Raw genomic sequence first — 20921 nt, forward strand, 5'->3', positions numbered from 1 at the left:
CCCAGCCAGGTACCGCCGGTGCCTGGATGAGCCCGGCCGCCGGCAGCAGGCTCGTCGGCATGACCCACACCATGACCACCCCTGCTCTGCTCGCCGACAAGGTCGCCTTCGTCACCGGCGCCGGACGCGGCATCGGCGCGGCGGCCGCCCGGCTGTTCGCCCGCGAAGGCGCCCGCGTTGTCCTCGCGGCCCGCACGGAGGCCCAGCTCAAGGCGGTGACCGAGGAGATCCGTGCCGCGGGCGGCACCGCCGAGTACGTCCGGTGCGATCTGGCCGACCCGGCGAGCGTCCGCGCCGCCGTGGACCGGGCCGTCGAGCTGTACGGCAGGCTCGACGTCGCCTTCAACAACGGGGCGACGATCCAGCAGCCCGGGCCGATGGACCAGCTGTCCGAGGCCGAGTTCGACCACGTCATCTCCGTCAACCTCAAGGGCCCCTGGCTGGCGATGAACGCCGAGATCGCCGCGATCCGGGCCACCGCCGGGACCGGCGCGATCGTCAACAACTCCAGTATCGGCAGCCTGATGGCCAACCCCTGGCTGCCCGCGTACGGCGCCGCCAAGCGGGCGGTCAACAGCCTGACCGCGTCGGCCGCCGCCACGTACGGCCCGGAGGGCATCCGGGTCAACGCCGTCGCCCCCGGTGGGACGCTGACCAAGATGATCGACGACTGGGAGGCCGCCACCCCGGGCATCGTCGAGCAGCTCGTCGCGCAGACCCCGCTGGGCCGCGGCGCCGACCCGGCCGAGATCGCCGAGGCCGCGGCCTGGCTCCTGAGCGACCGGGCCTCGTACGTCACAGGGGTGGTGCTCCAGGTCGACGGCGGAAGCCGGGCCTGAGGGTGCGGACGGGCGGGGCCTTCAGCCGCCGAGCTCCTCCAGCACGGCCATCGCCGCGTTGTGCCCCGGCACCCCGCTCACCCCGCCGCCCCGCACCGCGCCCGCCCCGCACAGCAGCACGTTCGCGTGCCGCGTCTCCACGCCCCACCGCCCGGTGCCCTCCTCGGAGTACGGCCAGGACAGTTCGCGGTGGAAGATGTTGCCGCCGGGCAGCCGCAGGTCCCGCTCAAGGTCGAGCGGGGTCTTCGCCTCGATGCAGGGCCGGCCGTCCGCGTCCGTGGCCACGCAGTCGGTCAGCGGCTCCGCGAGGTGGGCGTCGAGCTGGGCGAGGGTGGACTTGAGGAGTTCCTCCCGTACGGCGTCGTTGTCCCGGTCGAAGAGCCGGGCCGGGGTGTGCAGGCCGAACAGGGTGAGGGTCTGGTAGCCCTGCTCGACGAGGTCCGGGCCGAGGATCGTCGGGTCGGTGAGGGAGTGGCAGTAGATCTCGGAGGGCGGGGCGGTGGGGAGACGGCCGGCGGCGGCCTCGGCGTGGGCGGTGGCCAGCTGCTGGTACCCCTCGGCGATGTGGAAGGTGCCGGCGAACGCCTCACGGGGATCGACCTCGCTGTCGCGCAGCCGCGGGAGGCGCTTGAGGAGGATGTTGACCTTGAGCTGGGCGCCCTCGGCGGGCGTGGGGGGCTGGTCGCCGGTGAGCGCGGCGAGTTCCCGCGGGGAGGCGTTGACCAGGACGTGCCGGGCCGTGACGGTGCCCTCGCCCTCGGCGGTGCGGTACGTGACCTCGGCCGAGCCGCCGTCCGTGGAGATCCCGACGACCTCGTGTCCGGTGGCGAGGACCGCGCCGGCCTGCCGTGCCGCGCCGGCCAGGGCGTCGGTGAGGGCTCCCATGCCGCCGACGGGTACGTCCCAGGCGCCGGTCCCGCCGCCGATCACGTGGTAGAGGAAGCAGCGGTTCTGCTTGAGGGAGGGGTCGTGGGCGTCGGCGAAGGTGCCGATGAGCGCGTCGGTCAGGACCACGCCCCGGACCAGGTCATCGGCGAAACGGTCCTCCACCGCCACACCGATCGGCTCCTCGAACAGGACCCGCCACGCCTCCTCGTCGTCCACCCGCAGGCGCAGTTCGTCCCGGCTGGGCAGCGGCTCGGTGAGCGTGGGGAACACCCGCTTGGCCACCCGGCCCGTCATGTCGTAGAACCGCTGCCAGGCCCGGTACTCCTGTTCGCCGCCGGTGAGCCGGGCGAAGGCATCCCTGGTGCGGCGCTCGCCGCCGCCGACCAGCAGTCCGGTGGGCCTCCCGTCGCGTTCCACGGGGGTGTACGACGAGACATTGCGGGTGCGGACGCGGAAGTCCAGGCCGAGATCCCGGACGATCTTCTTGGGCAGCAGGCTGACCAGGTACGAGTACCGCGACAGCCGGGCGTCCACCCCGGCGAACGGCCGCGTGGACACCGCGGCTCCCCCGGTGGTCCCGAGCCGCTCAAGGACGAGTACGGACCGTCCGGCCCGGGCCAGGTAGGCGGCGGCGACCAGTCCGTTGTGCCCTCCGCCGACGATGACGGCGTCGTAGCGGCGGTGGAGTCCCTCGTGTGCAGGCATGGTTCTTCGTAACACGTGGCGATCTAGGTCGGCCAGAGGTGGAGCGCACCCGGCCCACACCCCTGGTCCCGGGTCACGGTGCTCCCGGCGCCCGCTGCCGGCGCAGCACCACCACTCTGCGATAGAGCTCGGCCGCCTCCGCGCCCCGGCCGAGTTGTTCCAGGCAGTGGGCCTCGTCGTTGCGGCTGGCGAGGGTGTCGGGGTGGTCGGCACCGAGGACGCGCTCGCGGGCGCCGGCCACGGTGCGGTACTCGGTGAGGGCGTCCGTCCAGCGGCCGAGCCAGCCTAGACCCACGGCGACCTCGCGGCGGCTGATCAGGGTGTCCGGATGGTCGGGGCCGAGGACGCGCTCGCGGATCGCGCACACGTCCCGGGACTCGGCAAGGGCCTCCTCCCAGCGGCCGAGGCGGCCGAGGTTGACGCCGAGGCCGTGGCGGGCGCGCAGGGTCTCGGGGTGGGCGGGGCCGTGGATGCGGGTGCGGTCCTCGATCAGGTCACGGTAGAGCCGGAGCGCGTCCGCGCTGCGGCCGAGGCGGCCCAGACTGATGCCGACCTCGTAGCGGGCGGCGAGGGTGTCGTGGTGATCGGGGCCGAGGGCCCGGGCGCGGGCCTCGGCGACCTCGTGGTAGGTCTGCAGGGCTTCCGCCCAGTGACCCAACTGGCCCAGCGCATAGGCGACTTCGTAACGGGTGACGAGCGTGTCGGGGTGGTGGGGGCCGAGCACCCGGGCGCGCGCGGCGGCCACCTCGCAGGCCATGCGGTAGGAGTCCTCCAGGCGGCCGAGCCTGCTGAGGTTGAAGGCGAGGTTGTGGCGGCAGCGGAGGGTGTCGGGGTGGTCCGCGCCCATCCCGCGCTCGCGGGCGGCGAGCACCGAGTTGTAGACCTGGTGGGCGTCGAAGTGGCGGCCCAGCTGGCCGAGGACGTACGCCATCTCCTGGCGGGCGGCGAGGGTGTCGGGGTGGTCGGCGCCCAGGGTGCGGGTTCTGGTCGCGGCCACGTGCTTGTACGCGCGCAGGGCGTCCGCGGCGCGGCCGGTGCGGCTGAGGGTGAAGGCGACCTCGTAGTGGCTGGCGAGGGTGTCGGGGTGGTCGGGGCCGAGCAGGTGCTCGCGTTCGGCGGCGACCGCGCGGTGCACCTCGCCGGCCTCGTCCCAGCGGCCCAGGCGCCCGAGGCTGAGCCCCGCGTTGTGCCGCCCGGCGAGGGCTGTCAGGGCCTGCGCCGAGGGCGCGGGCGGCTCGTCCGGCACGGGCTCCTCGACGCGGCCGGTGGCGGGGCGGGCGATCCACTCGCCGGTCAGACCGGCCCCGGGGTCCGGGGGCGTGGTGACGAGTCCGGCGCCGGTGGCCTTGTGGCCGGTGGTGATGCCCCGGGTCCAGGACGGCAGCCGGTTCTCGCGGGGGCGGGCGGGTTCGGGCGACACCGGCGGCCGGAAGTCGGGCCGCGGGGTCACCACGGTGGGCACGTACGCCGGTGTGGTGCGCCCCAGTGTGATCCGGCGGCCCAGCTCACGTGCGTCGTGCGGGCGTTGCTCCGGTCGTTTGGCCAGCAGGTCGAGGATGACCTGGTCGAGGTACTCGGGGAGTTCGGCGCGGTGGCTGCGCGGCGGCCGGGGCGGGGTGTCGCGGTGGCCGACGAGGATCGCCCACGCGTCCTCCAGGTCGAACGGCGGCGCCCCGGTGGCGATCTCGTACAGCACGCACCCCAGGGAGTACAGGTCGCTGCGCTGGTCGACCTCGGAACCCCCTATCTGCTCCGGCGACATGTAGTGCGGGGTGCCCATGGCGATGCCGGTGCCGGTCAGCCGGGAGGTGAAGTCGACGTCGTGGCCGAGACGGGCTATGCCGAAGTCGCAGATCTTCACGGTGCCGTCGGTCAGCCGGACGATGTTCGCGGGCTTCAGGTCCCGGTGCACGATGCCCTGCTGGTGGGTGTAGGCGAGGGCGGCGGCGACCTGGTCGGCGATCTCGACGACGTCGGAGACGGGCAGGGGGTGCTGTTTGTTGTCCTCCAGGAGCTGGCTGAGGTTGCGCCCCTCCAGGAGTTCCATCACCAGGTAGAGGACTCCGTCGGACTCGCCGAAGTCGTGGACGACGGTGACTCCGCGATGGCTGAGCGCGGCGGCCACCCGGGCCTCCCTCCGGAACCGCTCCCGCAGGACCCGGGTGAAGGTCTGGTCGTGCTGCCCGCCCAGCGGCTTGAGGCACTTCACGGCGACCTGGCGGCCCAGCGACTCGTCGCGGGCCCGCCACACCTCGCCCATGCCGCCGCGCCCGATCAGATCGAGCAACCGGTACCGCCCCTGGATGAGCCTGCTGTCCCCCATCTCCTGCGACCGCCCCCGTAAAGTTCGCCCCGCCCTCCGATGGCTCGTCCAGTATGGCGACCTATCGTCCGAGTTTGTACGGGGCGGGACGGGAGCCGGGGCCGAGCCGTGCCATGGCGCGGAGGATGTGTTTGGGCGGGAGTTGCCAGCGCAGACGTGCGGGAACGCAGCGCAGCAGGGTGCCGGTGGCGCGCAACTGTCGGGTGACGGTGGTGGGTTCGGGGGCTTTCCTGCCGTACAACTCGTGGGCGTACGGCGGCAGGGCGGCGTACGCCAGCTGCGCCACGCGCCGCCACAGCACCTCACGCGCCGGGACGAGAAGGGGGTGCGTCGGCGGGCGGAGCAGGAAGTCGTCCACCTCGCGGGCCTCGGGCGTAGCGGCCAGTTCGGGGCGGATTTTCTCGAAGTACGCGGTCATCTCCGCCTGGTTCGCCGGTACGGCGTCGGGGTCCAGGCCCACCAGACGGGCGCTGATCCGGTGTTCAGCTATGTAGCGGTCCGCCTGCTCGTCGGTGAGGCGGAAGCCGGAGCGGCGGGCGACCTGGAGGTAGGAGTCGATCTCGGCGCAGTGCACCCACAGCAGGAGCTCGGGTTCGTCGACGCCGTAGCGTTCGCCGGTGGCGGGGTCGGTCGCCCCGAGCATGCTGTGGATCTTCCGGACCCGGGCGCCGGCCTTCTCCGCGGCCTCGGTGGTGCCGTAGGTCGTGGTGCCGACGAAGTTCGCGGTGCGCATCAGCCGGCCCCAGGCGTCGCGCCGGAAGTCGGAGTTCTGCATGACGCCGCGTACCGCCCGCGGGTGCAGGGCCTGGAGGTAGAGCGCGCGGATGCCGGCGACCCACATCATCGGGTCGCCGTGCAGCTGCCAGGTCACCGAGTCCGGGGTGAACAGCCCGGGATCGCCCGCCTCGAAGCTCGCCGTGTCCGCCATACGCGCAGTGTGACCAGGATCGGTGGTTGGCACAACGGGACGTTCATGACCATGGTCATCGCCGAGCTGCACCGGCACAGTGCCGATGGCCACCCTGTTCGGAGACTCCGAGCCTTCGGCCTATGGAGTCGACGTCAACCAGTACTCCAATCGCCCGCACGATCGGCGACGTCCGTCCAGGGCGGAGCGGGTACTGCCGTGTGGAAAGAGGCGACATCCCTTTACATCAGATACTGGATCGACCACCGGCCGCACTGCCTCAGGCATGCAGATGCTGCTGCACGACCGTGGACGGGCTTGGGCCTTCACCCGGTCGTGACCGTGAGCAGATCGGTCTCCAGGCGCATCGCACCTCATCCACCGGCCGCACCACCCTCATCGGCCTCGCCATACCTCGCAGAGAATGGCCGCCTATCCTGCGGCCACCTCGGCGAACTGATTGGCGTCGAACAGGTCGTTGATCTGTCCGCCGAGTTCGGACCAGTGCCGTCCGGACAACTCGGCAGCGGCACGGGCATCACCGGTGGCGCAGACCTCCACGAGCTGGTCGTGGTGCTCAATGGTGTTGCGGCCACCGAGGAGTGTGGAGAACTTCCGGTAGAGGATGCGGTGGATCTGCGGGTGGAGCTGCTCGACGATCCGGCTCAGTACGGGGTTGTCCGCGGCCGCGATCGGCACAGCGTGGAAGCGATCGTCGGCCGCGAGCGCGGCGGCAGTGTCATTGGCGGCGACGGCCAGTTCGAAGGCGCGGTTGGCCTCGCGCATAACATGGAAATCCTGCTCTGCCATGACTGGCACAGCCGTCTCAACGGCCAACTGATCGAGGGATCGCAGGACCGCGAGGGTCTTTTCGACGTCACGGCGGTTGAGCGTGGTGATGCGCGTATAGACGCCGGGCTTGGCCTCCACCAGGCCGATGTCGGCGAGCCGGGCCAGTGCCTCACGCACCGGGGTGCGGCTGAGGCCGAGGCGCTCGGCGAGCTCACCGTCCTTGACCTTCTCGCCGGGGACCAGTTCGCCGCGCACGATGGAGTCGCGCAGACGATGGAAGACCTCATCGCTGAGAAGACGGCGGGAAACGGGACTGTCGAGTGACATATTGCGTACAGTACATCGCTGTCCCTCGCCTATCCCTTCTCGGCCTGTCCGGCCAAGCCCTCGGTTGTCGCCCGGCGGACCAGGGCATGGGCCAGTATGAGCGACGGGTCGACGAGGGGAACGTCCACCACCTCTGCGGGAAGCCCCAGGGGGATCTCGGTGCAGCCGGCGATCACCGCCTGCGCGCCCTGCTCGGTCAGGCCCTGTGCGGCGCGGGCCAGCAGTGCGGTCGTCGTCGCATCGTCGCGGGCGCCGGCTTTCACCGCTCGGATGGCGGTCATGACGTATCGACTCTGGCCGACGTCGTCGGGCAGGACCAGGCGGATCCCGAAGCGGCCGAGCCACTCCTGGTACAGGCCGGCGCGGACGGTTCCGGTGGTGGCGAGCAGTCCGGCGGTGTGGATGCGTGGGCTCATGGTGCCCAGGTGCCGGGCGACTTCGCCGATCATATGGACGATGGGCAGGCCTACATGGTCGGCGATGCGCGGGACGAAGGCGTGGGCGGTGTTGCAGGGGATGGCGATCACGGTGGCGCCGGCCTCGCGCAGGACGCGGCCGCCGTTGAGAAGCCAGGGGGTGGGGTCGGGGCCGTCGCCCAGCAGGGCCTCGGTGCGGTCGGGGATGGTGGGGTCGGACCAGATGACCGTGCGAAGGTGGTCCTGGTCGCTGGAGCCCGGGGTGGTCGCGACGAGCTTGGTGTAGAAGTCTGCGGTGGCCGCCGGGCCCATGCCGCCCAGGATGCCGATGACCGCGGTCGAACGTGCGGGACTGCTCACTGCGCGGTTTCCCTCTCCAGAACCGTGACATCAGGCGCGTCAGGTTGGACGGTGTCGCGGCTGCCGCGCTTGGCTTCACGCCGCTTCTCGGAGCTGTCCACGACCGCTGCCGCCAGCGAGTTGCCGATGACGTTCACACCGGTGCGGGCCATGTCGACGATGAAGTCGACGCCCAGGAGCAGCGCGATGCCTTCGGCGGGCAGTCCGACGGAATTGCCGGCGGCGATGAGGACGACGATCGAGGCGGAGGCGACCCCGGCCATGCCCTTGGACAGGATCACCAGCACACCGACCATGAGCAGCAGAGCCGGCAGGGACGTGTCGGCACCATAGGCGTTGGCGAGGAAGACCAGTGCGGCGGCCTGGTAGAGGACCGAGCCGTCGGTGTTGAAGGAGTAGCCGAGGGGGACGACGAACGAGGTCGTGGACCGGCTGACGCCGAATGCCTCCAACTTGCCCATGAGGGGTGCCAGTACGGACTCGGAGCTGCGGGTGACGAAGGCGATCCCGGCGAGCCCGGCGATCGACCTCAGCAGTTCGACGTAGCGGATGCGGTAGATCGCGGCGATGAGCGGGAAGAGCACGCCGATGACGACGGCCAGGCCCGCGTAGACGACGGCGATGAAGCCCAGCAGGCTGCGCAGGTTGCCGAAGCCGTAGTACGCCACGTCGTAGGAGATGAAGCCCAGTACGCCCAGTGGCGCGACGCGGATGACGTAGCCGACGACCTTGAACATCACCGCGGCGACGGACTCCAGCACGGCGGTGAAGGGTTCGGACTTCTCCCCGATCGCGGCCATGGCGACGCCGACGAGGAGGGCGAAGACGATCGCGCCGAGCAGGTTGCCCTCACCGAACGCGGCGAAGATGTTCTTCGGTACGGCGTGCAGGACCAGTTCGTGGAAGTCGATGCCCTGGCTCAGACCGTCGAGGTCTTTGGCGTCGGCACCGTGGACGGGGGCGCCCTTGCCGATGCCCGTAAGTTTCGCCAGGCCTACCGCGATCAGCAGGATCACGGTGGTGACGAGTTCGAAGTAGAGGATGGCCTTTCCGGCGATCCGGCCTACCTTCTTGACCGACTCCATGCGGGCGATGCCCAGCACGATGAGCGGGAAGACCAGGGGCAGGACGACGACCTGCACCAGGTTCAGGAACACGTCCCCGAGGATCTTCATCTGCTCGCCCGCGGACGGGGCGACGGTTCCGATGAGCGCTCCGAGGCCTACGGCGATGATCGACTGGATGCCGATCGGCATCTTCAGACATCGCCGCAGGAAGCCCGAGGGCCGGTTCGGTGGGGTGTCCGCGCTGGTGGGAGGGGTGAGTGCGGTAGCCATGAGACTCCTGCCATATGCAATATATTGCGTTCTGCGTGTTGGTCGGTAACACTGAGCCCGGAGGCGGCGGCCTGTCAAGGGGTCCCGCGACAGGCATCCCCGGCTTACGTCCGGCGGCAGCGACGAGGAGCAGCAGATGGCGCAGGCCACACGCATCGAGCACGACCTGGTCGGAGACAAGGAGGTGCCCGCCGACGCCTATTACGGCGTGCACACGGTGCGGGCGGTGGAGAACTTCGCCATCACCGGAGCGACCATCGCCCAGTTCCCCGACCTGATCACCGCGCTGGCCGCCGTCAAGCAGGCGGCCGCACGAGCCAACCGTGACCTGGGGCTGCTGCCATCGGACATCGCCCAAGCGATCACCGACGCGTGCGTGGAGATCCGCTGCGGCCTGTTGCACGAGCAGTTCGTCGTCGACCCGATTCAGGGAGGCGCCGGCACCTCCACGAACATGAACGCCAACGAGGTCATCGCCAACCGGGCCCTGGAGCACCTGGGCCACCCCCGCGGGCTCTACGACGTGATCCACCCGCTCGACCACGTCAACCTCGGTCAGAGCACCAACGACGTCTACCCCACCGCCGTACGCCTGGCCCTGGTCATCTCACTGCGTCGGCTCGTCGATGCACTGGGCGCGCTGGCGACGGCGTTCACAGAGAAGGCGGCGGAGTTCGGCGACGTGCTGAAAATGGGCCGTACACAACTCCAGGACGCCGTCCCCATGACACTGGGCCAGGAGTTCACCACCTACGCCGTCATGATCGAGGAGGACCGACAGCGCCTCGCCGAGGCCGCCGCGCTGCTCCTGGAGTCCAACCTCGGCGGCACGGCCATCGGCACCGGCATCAACGGTCACCCCCGCTACGCCGAACTCGCCTGCGGGTACCTCGCCGAGATCAGCGGCGAACCCGTCAGGCCCGCAGGCGACTTCATTGAGGCCACCCAGGACTGCGGCGCGTTCGTCCAGCTCTCCGGCGTCCTCAAGCGCGTCGCCGTCAAACTCTCCAAGACCTGCAACGATCTGCGCCTGACCTCCTCCGGCCCCACCACCGGACTCGGCGAGATCAATCTGCCGCCGGTGCAGGCGGGTTCGTCGATCATGCCCGGCAAGGTCAACCCGGTGATCCCCGAAGTCGTCAACCAGGTCGCCTACGAGGTCATCGGCAACGACCTGACCGTCACCATGGCCGCTGAAGCCGGACAACTCCAGCTCAACGCCTTCGAACCTGTCATTGCTTACAGCCTGTTGCGCTCCCTGAGCCATCTGCGCGCCGCCTGCGACACCCTGGCCATCCGCTGCGTCCCCGGGATCACCGCCAACCGCGAGCACCTCCACGACAGCGTCCACCGCTCCGTCGGACTGGTCACCGCCCTCGCCCCGCACATCGGCTACGCCGCCGGCACCACCCTGGCCCGCCAGGCCTTGGCCACCGGGCGCACCGTCAAGGACCTCGCCGCCGAGGCCGGCATGCTCACCACCGATCAACTGGACACGATCCTGCGGCCGGAGAACCTCACTGGGTACTCCATCCGGTCATCGGCGACAGCGACCCCCTGATCGGCGGTGCCCTGCGCCCCTCGGGCCAGAACACGGCATGACAGCTCGTCAGGCCGCCGGGATTTCGCGGCATACGAGATCTGAGCGCCGGTCTTCGTCTTCGACGATGCCCCGGCCGGTGTCCAGGAAAGCGGCCGCTCGAGCGACGTGGTGGGCGGTGGCCGCAGCGATCCGGTGCCCGTGCTTCTGGGCCGAGGCAAGCAGATCAGTGACCGACGAAGAGGTCCCACAGCTCACCGACACGATCCACGACGGGCTGTGCGCGCTGGGGTGCCACCCTCGTGGCTGCAGCACGCGCGGAAGCAGGGGCCCAGATGAGTCCCGCCTGGCAGCAGCCGCCCATCACTGCGCCGTCGTCTCTGAGAAGCCGCACCGATGTCACAGCAGGCTAGCGCCGTACCCGCGGCATACCCAGACCGATCCACGAGATGATCTCCCGCTGGATCTCATTGTTGCCGCCGCCGAAGGTGAAGATCACCGCCGAGCGGTAGCCGCGTTCCAGTTCGCCGTGGAGGACCTCGCCCGCCGAGCCCTCCTTGAGCGCGCCGGCCGCCGCGACGATCTCCATGAGCCACGCGTAGGCGTCCCGGCGGGCCTCGGAGCCGTAGACCTTGACCGCGGAGGCGTCCTGCGGGGTGAGGGTGCCGTCCTGGACGGCGTTCACCATCCGCCAGTTGAGGAGTTTGAGGGCGTCGAGCCGGGTGTGGGTCCGGGCGAGGAGGCGGCGCACCCACGGCAGGTCGATGACGCGGCGGCCGTCGGCGAGCTTGGTCTCCATGGCCCAGCGCTGCACGTTCTGCAGGGCCCGGATCGCCATGGTGCCGTGGGCGGCGAGGGTGACGCGCTCGTGGTTGAGCTGGTTGGTGATCAGCCGCCAGCCCTGGTTCTCCTCGCCGACCCGGTGCGAGACGGGGACGCGGACGTTCTCGTAGTAGCTGGCCGTCGTGTCGTGCGAGGCGAGGGTGTTGATGACGGTGCACGAGTAGCCGGGGTCGGTGGTCGGCATCAGGAGCATGGTGATGCCCTTGTGCGGCGGGGCGTCGGGGTCGGTGCGCACGGCGAGCCAGACCCAGTCGGCGGTGTCGCCGTTGGTGGTCCAGATCTTGTGGCCGTTGACGACGTACGCGTCGCCGTCGCGCACCGCGCGGGTCTTCAGGGAGGCCAGGTCGGTGCCCGCGCCGGGCTCGCTGTAGCCGATCGCGAAGTCGATCTCACCGGAGAGGATGCGCGGCAGGAACCAGGACTTCTGCTCCTCGGTGCCGTACCGCATGATCGTCGGGCCGACGGTGTTGAGGGCCATCAGCGGGAGCGGTACGCCGGCCTGGGCGGCCTCGTCGAAGAAGATGAACTGTTCCATCGCGGTCAGACCGCGGCCGCCGTACTCCTCGGGCCAGCCGACACCGAGCCAGCCGTCCGCGCCCAGGCGCCGGATGGTGTCGCGGTAGAAGCGTTTCTGGGCGTCCCGGTCGGTGAAGCGGGCGTGCGCGTTGTCCGGGACCAGCTCGGCGAAGTAGGTGCGCAGTTCGGTGCGCAGCCGCTGCTGCTCGGGTGTGTGGTCGAGATGCACGGCGCCTCCAGGCTCCCCGGGACCGGTCCTGACGGCGCACACCGTAGAACGTGTTCCAGAAATTGGGAACGGCCGGGAGAGGGTCCGTGAGGCGGGTCTGTGAGGCAGGTCCGTGGAGTGGGTCGGTGGAGCGTCCGCCGGCGCGGAGGTTTCAGCGAAGGGTCTCCATGAAGTCCGTGCACGCCTGCGCGCACTCACGGCACGCCTTGGCGGCGTCCTCGGCGCCGGCGTGCCGGTCGAGGACCTGCGCGCACTCCAGGCAGACCGACCTGCACCATTCCAGCTGGACCCGGATGCCGGCCTCGTCGAGATGGCTCTCCTCGGACAGCACCCGGCAGGTCGCGTCGCACACCTCCGCGCACATGATGCCCTTGCGCCGCAGCAGTTCCTGTTCCTCCGTCCCGTCCGGATCGACCAGGCTCGCACGCAGCGCACAGGCCCGTGCGCACTCGGTGCACGCCTGGGCACACGCGAAGCGATCCTCCAGGAACTGGAAGAGCTCCTGCTGAGAAGTCGAAGTCGTCACAGGGTGCGGGTAGCCGGGGTCCGAGCCGTCAAACCCGGAGTTCCCGGGGGTCTGCGGCACTCCGGGGCGGGGCGCCGGGGCGGGTCGGTTCACGCGGGGGTCGCGGGGTACCCGCGTGGCATGAACCAAGCCCTGAACAGCGAATGGATGGACCTGGCCGCGGGCCGGGGCGGCCTCGCGGCCGGAGTGATCGCCGCGGGTGTGGTGGTCGTGGGGGTGCTGATCGGCGCCTTCTTCCTGGGCTCCCGCGTCAGGCGCCGCGAGTCGCCCCCACCCACTCCCGAGGAACAGCCGAGGCTGCCCGAGGGCGGGCCGGTCCGTGAGGTCAGGGAGCACCGGGAGCCCGACGAGGTGCCCAGGAGCGACACCCGACTGACCCCGCACGAACTGCCCAACCACGGCAACGCTCCGACCCGGACGGGTCCGGCGACCGAAGGGCCCCGCTGGGACGAGGGCAGCAGCGGCTCGTTCGGCAGCGGCGGCCCGGGAGGCGGCTGACGTCCACGGCCATGTCGCGGACGCTGTCGCGCGGCAGGCCTTGCGGTAACCCTCCGGAACAGCTCTGGGACTGCTGGAGGCGGGCGCCCGGTCACTCACCGAGCCGGGCGGCCGCCTCCAGCAGCAGTGCGTGGACGAACGCCTGCGGGAGATTGCCGCGCAGCTGACGCTGGGCGATGTCGAACTCCTCGGCGTACAGCCCCGAGGCCCCGCAGGCGCCGCGGTTGCGCTCGAACCAGCGGTACGCCTCGACGGTCCGGCCCTGCTGGTGCTCGGCGAGCGCCATGACGAACCCGCACAGCAGGAAGGCGCCCTCGGCCTCCTCCAGGGGGCGGTCGTCGTGGCGGAAGCGGTAGAGGTAGTGGTCGTCGGCCAGCTCACGACGGCACGCGGCGAGGGTGGCCCGGGTACGCGGGTCGGCGGCGGGCAGGGCACCGCGTACGCCGGGCAGCAGCAGGGCGGCGTCCACGGACGGGTCGTCGGGGGTGCGCTGCCAGTGGCCGTCGGGGTGGAGGCAGGTGCGTTCGGCGGTGTCGAGGAGGGTGTCGGCCAGGGCGGTGCAGGTGTCGGCGAGCGGATGGCGGGGAGCCACCGCGGCCACGGCCCGCAGCCCGGCGACGCAGATGAGCCTGCTGTGGGTCCACATCCGGTCGCCCAGCTCCCAGATCCCCGCGTCGGGTTGCCGCCACCGGTCGGAGATGGCCCGCACGGCGATCTCCACGGCCTTCCAGTGCCCCTCGTCCAGGCGCCCGTGGCGTTCGGCGGCCGCGAGCAGCAGGAGGGCCTCGCCGAAGCCGTCGAGCTGGAACTGCTCGCCGACCTGGTTCCCGACGCGGTCGAAGCCGCCGGGGTAGCCGGGCAGGTCGAGTGCGCGCTGCCCGGGAACGGGGTCGCCGTGCACGGTGTAGGCCGGTACCAGGCGGGGCCCGTCCGCGTGCAGGCGCGCGGTGACGAAGCCGACGGCGGCGTCGAGGAGGTCGTGGGCACCGACGGCGGCAGCGGCCTGTCCGGCGTAGCTCTGGTCTCGGATCCACACGTACCGGTAGTCGTAGTTCCGGCCCTCCTCGGCGCGCTCGGGCAGGCTGGTCGTGGCCGCCGCGACCATGCCCCCGCCCTGTGCGGTGAGGCCGCGCAGTACCGCGTACGCCCGGCGCGCGTCACGGGGGGCGACGGTGTTGTCGAGCGCGGGGACCGTCTCGTGCCAGGCGGCTTCGGTGGCGGCCCAGGTCCGCGCCGGCTCGGGCGGCTCGGCCGGCAGGGGGGACACGGCGCACTCCAGGACCAGTTCGTGCCGCTCGCCGGGCTTCAGCTCGATGTCCGCGGTCAGACCGCGCTCCCCCGGGACGGCCTGCGGGGCTCCCTGCCAGCGCAGCCGGTGCCGGCCGGTGCGCAGCTCCCACACCCCGTCGTCGCTACGGCGGACCGAGCCCGGGTCGATCGGTGTCGCGCCGTACCCGCTGCGCGGGTCGAGGACGACGGAGACGCGGGCCGGCCCGTCCACCGCCCGCAGCTGCCGCAGCAGGACGAGCCGGTCCGGGGCACCGGGGAAGGCCAGCGCCTCGCGGCACTCCACGATCCCGTCGTCGGTGACCCAGCGGCTGCGCCAGATGAGCGTGCCCTCTTCGTAGTAGCCGCCGAAGACGTACCGCCCGGCAGGAGTGACGGCGTACGCGCCCCGCCCGCCGATCAGTGAGGCGAAGACCGCCTCGTCGTGCCACGTGGGCGCGCACAGCCACCCGATGGCGCCGTCGGGCCCGATGAGCGCCCCGCGCTCACCGTCGGCAAGCAGCGCGTAGTCGTGCAGGGCATGGGGCGGGAAGGGCGTGCTCATGGCGTACGGGTACCCAGGGGGCGGGATGGTCAACGAGCAGGGCTTTCCGGCGGCTGACCTGCTGGAACACATCCGACTCCAGCTCTTCCCCCTGCCTCGTCACACCTCTCCGCGCCCCTCACTGCCGCGGGTCTCCGACACCGCCGCAGCCACCTCGCCGGGTGCCGTGCCCCTCGTCGGACCCGACGCGGCAACCTGCGTGTGACCCGATCCCATGCCACGGGGACGGCGCAGCAGGACAAAGGCAACCACCGCCGCCAGCAGCGTGAGCGACCCCGCGACCGTCAGGCAGAGCCGCAGCCCGTCCAGGAAGGCCTCCCCCACGGCGCCCATGGCCCGGCCCGTGTCCGCTCCGAGGCCGAGCCCGGCGACCGCGCCGAGTCCTCCGTGATCCGCCGCCGAGACGATCCGCTCCTGCGCCGCCCCGGTCAGCCCGGCGTCGGCCAGGTGACCGGGGAAGCTGTCCAGCGCCCGGGTGGTCAGCAGCGCGCCCAGGACGGCCGGGCCGAGTGCCCCGCCGAGTTGACGGAAGGCGTTGTTGCCCGCCGCGGCCATGCCGGCCAGGTGGTGCGGCACGGAGGCCACGGCCGTCGCGGTCATCGGGGTCATGACGGCCCCCAGTCCCAGCCCCAGTGGCGCCAGTCGCCAGGCCAGGCCGACGAAGGAGGTGTGCGCGTCGGCACCGACCAGCGAGAACAGGGAGGCGGAGACGACCAGCAGACCGCCCGTGATCAGCACGCGGGCGGAGACCCGGTGCATGAGCCGTCCGACGGGCCCGCCGACCAGGATGGCGCAGGCGGTCACCACCAGCATCCGCCAGGCCGCCTGCAGGGTGTCGAGCTGCTGCACCAGCCCGAAGTAGAGGCTGAGCAGGAAGAAGAAGCCGATCAGCCCGAGGAAGGTGATCATCGCGACCAGCGTGGTGGCGGTGAAGGCCGGGCTGCGGAACAGCGCGAGGTCGAGCATCGGACTGTCGCTGCGCCGCTCGGCGAGTACGAAGGCCACCCCGCTGACGACGGCCACCGCGAGAGCCGTCAGCACCTTCGGCGCGGTGAAGGAGTCGGCTCCGCCCTCGATGACGCCGTAGACCAAGGCGGTGACCGCCACCGTGGCGGTGATCTGACCGGGCCAGTCCAGCCGCCGTTCGTAGGGCGCCCGCGAGTCGGTCAGCAGCCGCGCCGCGAAGACGGTCGCGAGCAGCGAGACGGGGATCGCCAGGAGGTAGATCCAGCGCCAGGCGAAGTGGTCGAGGATCACTCCGGCGACGATCGGACCGACGGCCAGCGCCGCCATGAGCGAGGTGGCCCACAGGCCGATGAACTTGCCGCGCTCCCGGTGGTCGGGCACCGCGTGGCTGATCAGCGCCAGCGTGGTGGGCAGCAGCGTGGCCGCGCCGAGTCCGGCGAGGGCCTGTCCGGCCCACAGCACCTGCACCGACTGCGCGGCGAGCGCGACGGCGGCACCGGCCGCGGAGAACAGCAGCCCGGCCTGGAACACCTTCTTGCGCCCGTGGACGTCGCCGACGACACCGGCGGTCAGGATGAACGCGGCCATGGGCAGAACGAACGCGTCCTGGACCCAGGACAGTTGGGCGGTCGTCGCGCCCAGCGCCGACTGGACGGCGGGCAGACTCACGGCGACCGTGGTGACCGGCAGATAGGCGACGAAGACGCCGAGGCAGGCCATGACGAGCGTGGCCGCCCGCCGGTCCGCCGGCCCGCTCGCCGGGATCGTGACATTCACGGGGACTCTCCTCTACGGCGACGCACGCCGCGGTCGTTCACTGCTTCTCGGTCGCCCCAGCATCCGCGACCGCGAACCGGATCCCCAACGCATCGGCCGGAAGTGAGCACAAACATCCACACAGAGGCCAGCTAGCGTCATACTCCCCTCATGATTGACGAGATCGACAGAAAAATCCTCCGCTCCCTGCACCACCACCCCCGCGCCTCCTTCCGGCTCATCGGCGAGGTCGCCGGGGTGTCGGAGCAGACCGCGGCCCGCCGTTACCAGGCCCTGCGCCGCGAGGGCGTCATGCGCGTGGTGGGCCTGATCAACCCGGAGGTGCACGGCCTGGCCCGCTGGATCACCCGCATCCGCTGCCGCCCCGACCGCGTGGCCCCGCTCGCGGACGCCCTCACCCGCCGATCCGACATCGCCTACGTCGGTCTCGCCTCAGGCGGCTCGGAGATCATCTGCGTGATCAACTCACCGGTCGACGCCCCCCGCGACGACGTCCTGCTCCGGCAGCTGCCCAAGGCGGCCTCCGTACTGGACGTCAGCATCGACCTGCTGATCCACCCCTTCGGCACGGTCGGCCTCTCCGAATGGTCCGGATACGGCAGCCGGCTCACCCCCGACCAGGTGGCCCGGCTCACCGCGGACCGTCCGCCCGCCGCCACCGGCCCCTTCCAGCCGCCCACCGCCGAGGACACCCCGCTGCTCGACGCCCTCGCCGAGGACGGCCGTACGACCCACACCCGGCTGGCCGAACTCACCGGCTGGTCCAAGGCGCGCGTCGCCCGACGGCTCGCCGCCCTGGAATCCTCGGGTTCCCTCTCCTACGACGTCGACCTGCTCCCCGAGCGGCTGGGCCACCACCTCAACGCCACCCTGTGGCTGCGGGTGGCCCCCGCCCATCTCCAACGGGTCGGCGAGGAGTTGGCCGACCACGACGAGGTGGCATTCGCGGGCGCCATGAGCGGCGACCACAACATCATGGTCGTCGTCTACTGCCGTGACGCGGAGGACTTCTACCGCTACCTCACGACCCGCGTGGCGGCCGTCCCCGGCGTCGACGCCTACAGCGTCAGCATCCACATCCGCCGCCTCAAACAGGCCGCGTCCCTCATCGCCCACGGCCGGCTGCTCCCTGCGGGCCCGGCATGAAGGCGGCCCCGGGGGTCGGCGTCCGCCGCCGGCGCCGACTGCTGATCGATTCTCTTGATCACCCGATGATCACCCCGCCGTCATGGACCGCCTCACCGTGAGGAACTCAACTTCTCTTCGCCGCACAGACGTTGACCGGCCTCCGGTGCGACAGCAGAATGATCCCGCCTTTTGAGAGCGCTCTCAGACACCGGCCCCGCACCTCCCGAGGAGACCCATGACCGGCAGCCCCCGCCCGCCCCTCAGCCGCCGCACGCTCATCGGAACCGGCCTCGGAGCCGCGGCCCTCGCCGCGACCGGCACCGGCACCGCCCAGGCGGCTCAGTCGTCTCAGGCGGCCCAGGGCACGTCCGCGGCGTCCGCGCCCCGCCGTGCGCGGGCCTTCCTGGCCGCCGCCATGGACGCCTATCCGGACCACGGCGCGATCCGGCTCACCCAGAGCTACCCGGACCAGGCGGGACTGTTCAGCACGGCCTTCACCTACGACAACGCCCTCGCGATCCTGGCCCATCTCACATACCCCGCGGGCGAGTCGCGGGCCGTGGCCCTCGGTGACGCGCTGCTGTACGCCCAGGCCCACGACCCGGTGCACGACGACGGCCGACTGCGGCAGGCCTACAACGTCGGGCCGTACACCTTCTACGACGGCTCCCCGCAGCCGGACGGTTTCGTCAAAGCGGACGGCACGGCCAACGTGGGCACGCAGTTCGGCTTCACCGGCACCGCCGTGGGCGACATGGCGTGGGCCGGTATCGCGCTCGCCACGCTCGCCGGGCGCACCGGTGGGCGGCGCTTCCTCACCGGCGCGGTGCGGATCGGCGAGTGGATCGAGCGGGTGGGGCGGACCGACGAGCCGCTGGGCGGCTACAAGTTCGGCGTCGACGGGGCCGACACGCGACTGCCGTTCACCTCGACCGAGCACAACACCGACCTGGTCGGTCTGTTCGGGCGGCTCGCCCGGCTGACCGGGGACAAGGTGTGGCGCGAGCGCCGCGAGCGTGCCAGGGCCTTCGTCGAGAAGATGTGGGAACCGTCGGGAGGCTTCTTCTACACCGGCACCAACGACGGCGTGACGATCAACAAGTCGCCGGTCCCGGAGGACACCCAGACCTGGACCCACCTCGCCCTCGGCCCCAGGAGCCACTCCCGCTCCCTCGACTGGGCCGCGACCGAACTGGCCGTACGGGACACGGCCGACCGCCCCAACAGCACGGTTCCCTCCGGCCAGTCCTACGAGGGCGTCACCTTCAGCTCCGCGAGCCTGCTGGCGAACGAGTCCGCCCCCATCGCCGACGGCCAGCCCAGGCCCGACCGCAACGGCGTCTGGTTCGAGGGCACCGCCCACCTCGCGCTCGCGCTGCGCCACCGGGGACACGCCGGCGACGAGAAGCGCGCCCGCCGCCTGCTCGGCTCGATCGAGCGCGCGCAGGACCTCCTCGGCGATGCCCAGACGGTCGGCGGCAGGGCCCTCCCGACGCGCTGCGGGGTGGTCTCGGCGAGCAGCCCGCTCGACACCGGTTTCGGGTTCGGCTACTACCCCTACCGGCACACCGGCGCCACGGCCTGGTACCTCCTGGCCACGGCCCGCGCCAATCCGCTGCGGGGCTGACTCCCGGTCAGCACACCGTCGGCGTCGAAGTCGCACTCCATGGCGTTGAACACCTCGGGATCTTGTACATGATGTACAGCGGGTGTTCGCTGTCGAACGCCTCGGCCTCGTGCTGCGTGGGCTCAGAAGCGACCCCGGTGGTGCGTACGACGGGCCCCCAGGTGCTCGCCGATCTTCGGGAAGACCGGCATGACCGAGCGGTGGTAGGTGGAGTTGGTGACGCCGGCGAAGGAGGCGTACCAGGCGCACACGGCCGTGACCAGCCCCAGCCAGCCGCCGGCCTTGACGGTGTTCGAGGACTGTGCGAAGTCGGCGACGCACAGGACGATGAAGGTCGCGGACAGGGTGACGAACACGGCGAGGATCGCCCCGGTCGTGCGGGTCGCGGCGACGGTCATGCAGACCGTGAAGACCGCCCACACCAGCGGGAACAGCCCGCTGGCCTGGTGCGCGGCGGACGCCGGCAGGTCGCCCGCGACGAACTTCGCGTAGGCGGCGTACGACAGCCAGAAGGCGCCGAAGGAGCAGAAGGCGGTGACCCCGAAGGTGTTGCCCTTGCGGAACTCCCACATGCCGGCCAGGAGTTGGGCGAGTCCGCCGTAGAAGAGAGCGAGCGGAAGGACGACGGCGACGAGGTTTTGTCGGTGATCAGGTTGGCGTTGAAGGTGCTGAGAACGAAGGTCGTCGCGGCGAAGGCGGCGAGGCCGAGCGGGCCGGGGTCCGCGATGCTTTCGGTGGTCGGGGTGCCCATGTGCGCCACCCCCTGTGATTCAGATCACAGGACTTTCGGATCCATTGCAGGCACCACCTACGGACAAGACGCCTTGCCGGCGGCCGGCGTCGGGAACGGTGTCCGACTGGGCGACGGGACGGTCGCGGACCCCCGGGGACGGCAGCAAGATGGTGGTATGCGACGCCTGCGCAGGGCGCGAGACACGACGGAACGTGGCAGATCAAGAGCTCGTGCTGGGGCACTCGCTGCGAGACCCTGCATCCACCCGGTCAGGACGTCGACGGCAGGAGCCAGCCATGATCAGCGGTGCACATGTCATCCTCTACAGCCAGGACGCCGAGGCGGACCGTGCCTTCCTCCGTGACGTCCTCGGGTTTCCCGGCGTCGACGCGGGCGGCGGCTGGCTCCTCTTCAAGCTGCCCCCGGCCGAAGTCGCCGTGCACCCGACCGACGGTCCGCCGCAGCACGAGCTCTACCTGATGTGCGACGACCTTGATTCCCAGCTCGGCGAGTTCCGCGCCAAGGGCGTCGAGATCATCCGCCCGGTCAGCGAACAGCGCTGGGGCAGACTGACCGCGATCCGTCTACCCAGCGGCGCCGAACTTCCCCTGTACGAACCGCTGCATCCCCTCGCCCACGGCCTGTGACGTCGATCGCCGCGCGGCAGTCACCGGCCCCGGGCCCCCGGGCACGCCCAGGAGCATCCGCCCGCGTGACCTTCGCTGCCGCAAGGTCGATACTGCGGAGAGCAGGGTCAACGCCGTCCGCCGCCGACCACCGATGGAGATCTGACGGGCCGCCACGCACCGCCGC

At 71.2% G+C, this 20921-nt stretch carries 17 protein-coding genes and 1 pseudogene; 6 read left to right on the forward strand and 12 right to left on the reverse strand.

All coding sequences use genetic code 11. From position 1 onward, the window contains the following. The first annotated feature begins 26 nt into the window (after positions 1-26). Positions 27-839: an SDR family NAD(P)-dependent oxidoreductase gene (locus RKD20_RS04025; protein ID WP_424883141.1), complete on the forward strand. Its 813-nt coding sequence runs from the start codon at positions 27-29 to the stop codon at positions 837-839. Positions 840-860: 21 nt separating this feature from the next. On the opposite strand, the gene RKD20_RS04030 is transcribed toward RKD20_RS04025, so the two are convergent. The 6 genes from RKD20_RS04030 to RKD20_RS04055 all read right to left on the reverse strand — a co-directional run bounded on the left by RKD20_RS04030 (position 861) and on the right by RKD20_RS04055 (position 8894). Further along, a complete protein-coding gene (locus RKD20_RS04030) occupies positions 861-2432 on the reverse strand; it encodes a phytoene desaturase family protein (protein ID WP_424876424.1) in 1572 nt (523 codons plus the stop codon). Positions 2433-2505: 73 nt separating this feature from the next. Then, positions 2506-4755, reverse strand: a complete 2250-nt coding sequence (locus RKD20_RS04035) for a tetratricopeptide repeat protein (RefSeq protein WP_424876425.1) — start codon at positions 4753-4755, stop codon at positions 2506-2508. 61 nt (positions 4756-4816) lie between these two features. Next, positions 4817-5683: an oxygenase MpaB family protein gene (locus tag RKD20_RS04040; protein ID WP_424876426.1), complete on the reverse strand. Its 867-nt coding sequence runs from the start codon at positions 5681-5683 to the stop codon at positions 4817-4819. A gap of 411 nt (positions 5684-6094) precedes the next feature. After that, the gene (locus tag RKD20_RS04045; protein WP_424876427.1) at positions 6095-6781 is read right to left on the reverse strand and encodes a GntR family transcriptional regulator; all 687 of its coding nucleotides are present in this window, start codon (positions 6779-6781) and stop codon (positions 6095-6097) included. 29 nt (positions 6782-6810) lie between these two features. After that, complete coding sequence (locus tag RKD20_RS04050) at positions 6811-7557, reverse strand: aspartate/glutamate racemase family protein (protein WP_424876428.1); 747 nt, start codon at positions 7555-7557, stop codon at positions 6811-6813. Further along, positions 7554-8894, reverse strand: coding sequence for a dicarboxylate/amino acid:cation symporter (locus tag RKD20_RS04055; RefSeq protein WP_424876429.1), 1341 nt, complete (start codon positions 8892-8894; stop codon positions 7554-7556). The genes RKD20_RS04050 and RKD20_RS04055 overlap by 4 nt, the downstream gene beginning before the upstream one ends. Before the next feature lie 136 nt (positions 8895-9030). Here RKD20_RS04055 and RKD20_RS04060 point away from each other — a divergent pair, with 136 nt between their 5' ends. Next, on the forward strand, positions 9031-10455 hold the full coding sequence (locus RKD20_RS04060; protein WP_424876430.1) for an aspartate ammonia-lyase: 1425 nt from the start codon (positions 9031-9033) through the stop codon (positions 10453-10455). Between the two features lie 388 nt (positions 10456-10843). On the opposite strand, the gene RKD20_RS04065 is transcribed toward RKD20_RS04060, so the two are convergent. Both RKD20_RS04065 and RKD20_RS04070 read right to left on the reverse strand, forming a co-directional pair. Beyond that, entirely contained in the window at positions 10844-12022 is a 1179-nt protein-coding gene (locus RKD20_RS04065) for an acyl-CoA dehydrogenase family protein (protein WP_424876431.1), read from the reverse strand. A gap of 151 nt (positions 12023-12173) precedes the next feature. Continuing rightward, positions 12174-12548 (reverse strand): ferredoxin, encoded by a 375-nt coding sequence (locus tag RKD20_RS04070; protein ID WP_424876432.1) that lies wholly within the window; start codon positions 12546-12548, stop codon positions 12174-12176. A gap of 120 nt (positions 12549-12668) precedes the next feature. Here RKD20_RS04070 and RKD20_RS04075 point away from each other — a divergent pair, with 120 nt between their 5' ends. Further along, complete coding sequence (locus RKD20_RS04075; RefSeq protein WP_424876433.1) at positions 12669-13046, forward strand: DUF6479 family protein; 378 nt, start codon at positions 12669-12671, stop codon at positions 13044-13046. 91 nt (positions 13047-13137) lie between these two features. On the opposite strand, the gene RKD20_RS04080 is transcribed toward RKD20_RS04075, so the two are convergent. Both RKD20_RS04080 and RKD20_RS04085 read right to left on the reverse strand, forming a co-directional pair. Then, positions 13138-14877 carry a glycoside hydrolase family 15 protein gene (locus tag RKD20_RS04080; protein WP_424876434.1) on the reverse strand — a complete coding sequence of 580 codons (1740 nt, stop codon included), beginning with the start codon at positions 14875-14877 and terminating at the stop codon, positions 13138-13140. A 99-nt stretch (positions 14878-14976) separates the two neighbouring features. Beyond that, positions 14977-16620 (reverse strand): MFS transporter, encoded by a 1644-nt coding sequence (locus tag RKD20_RS04085; RefSeq protein WP_424876435.1) that lies wholly within the window; start codon positions 16618-16620, stop codon positions 14977-14979. A 150-nt stretch (positions 16621-16770) separates the two neighbouring features. On the opposite strand from RKD20_RS04085, the gene RKD20_RS04090 reads away from it, so the two are divergent. Further along, positions 16771-17766: an Lrp/AsnC family transcriptional regulator gene (locus RKD20_RS04090; protein WP_424876436.1), complete on the forward strand. Its 996-nt coding sequence runs from the start codon at positions 16771-16773 to the stop codon at positions 17764-17766. A 217-nt stretch (positions 17767-17983) separates the two neighbouring features. Then, a complete protein-coding gene (locus RKD20_RS04095) occupies positions 17984-19375 on the forward strand; it encodes a Tat pathway signal sequence domain protein (protein ID WP_424876437.1) in 1392 nt (463 codons plus the stop codon). Between the two features lie 122 nt (positions 19376-19497). Here RKD20_RS04095 and RKD20_RS04100 read toward each other — a convergent pair whose 3' ends face one another. Continuing rightward, a complete protein-coding gene (locus RKD20_RS04100; protein WP_424883142.1) occupies positions 19498-19956 on the reverse strand; it encodes an acetate uptake transporter in 459 nt (152 codons plus the stop codon). 113 nt (positions 19957-20069) lie between these two features. Further along, positions 20070-20126 (reverse strand): annotated as a pseudogene (locus RKD20_RS04105) (hypothetical protein); the annotation flags it as partial. Positions 20127-20404: 278 nt separating this feature from the next. Between RKD20_RS04105 and RKD20_RS04110 the strand changes: the two are divergent. Next, on the forward strand, positions 20405-20755 hold the full coding sequence (locus RKD20_RS04110; protein ID WP_424876438.1) for a VOC family protein: 351 nt from the start codon (positions 20405-20407) through the stop codon (positions 20753-20755). The last annotated feature ends 166 nt before the right edge of the window (positions 20756-20921 follow it).

It is taken from the genome of Streptomyces sp. SLBN-8D4 (assembly GCF_049739545.1).
Lineage (GTDB): Bacteria > Actinomycetota > Actinomycetes > Streptomycetales > Streptomycetaceae > Streptomyces > Streptomyces canus_C.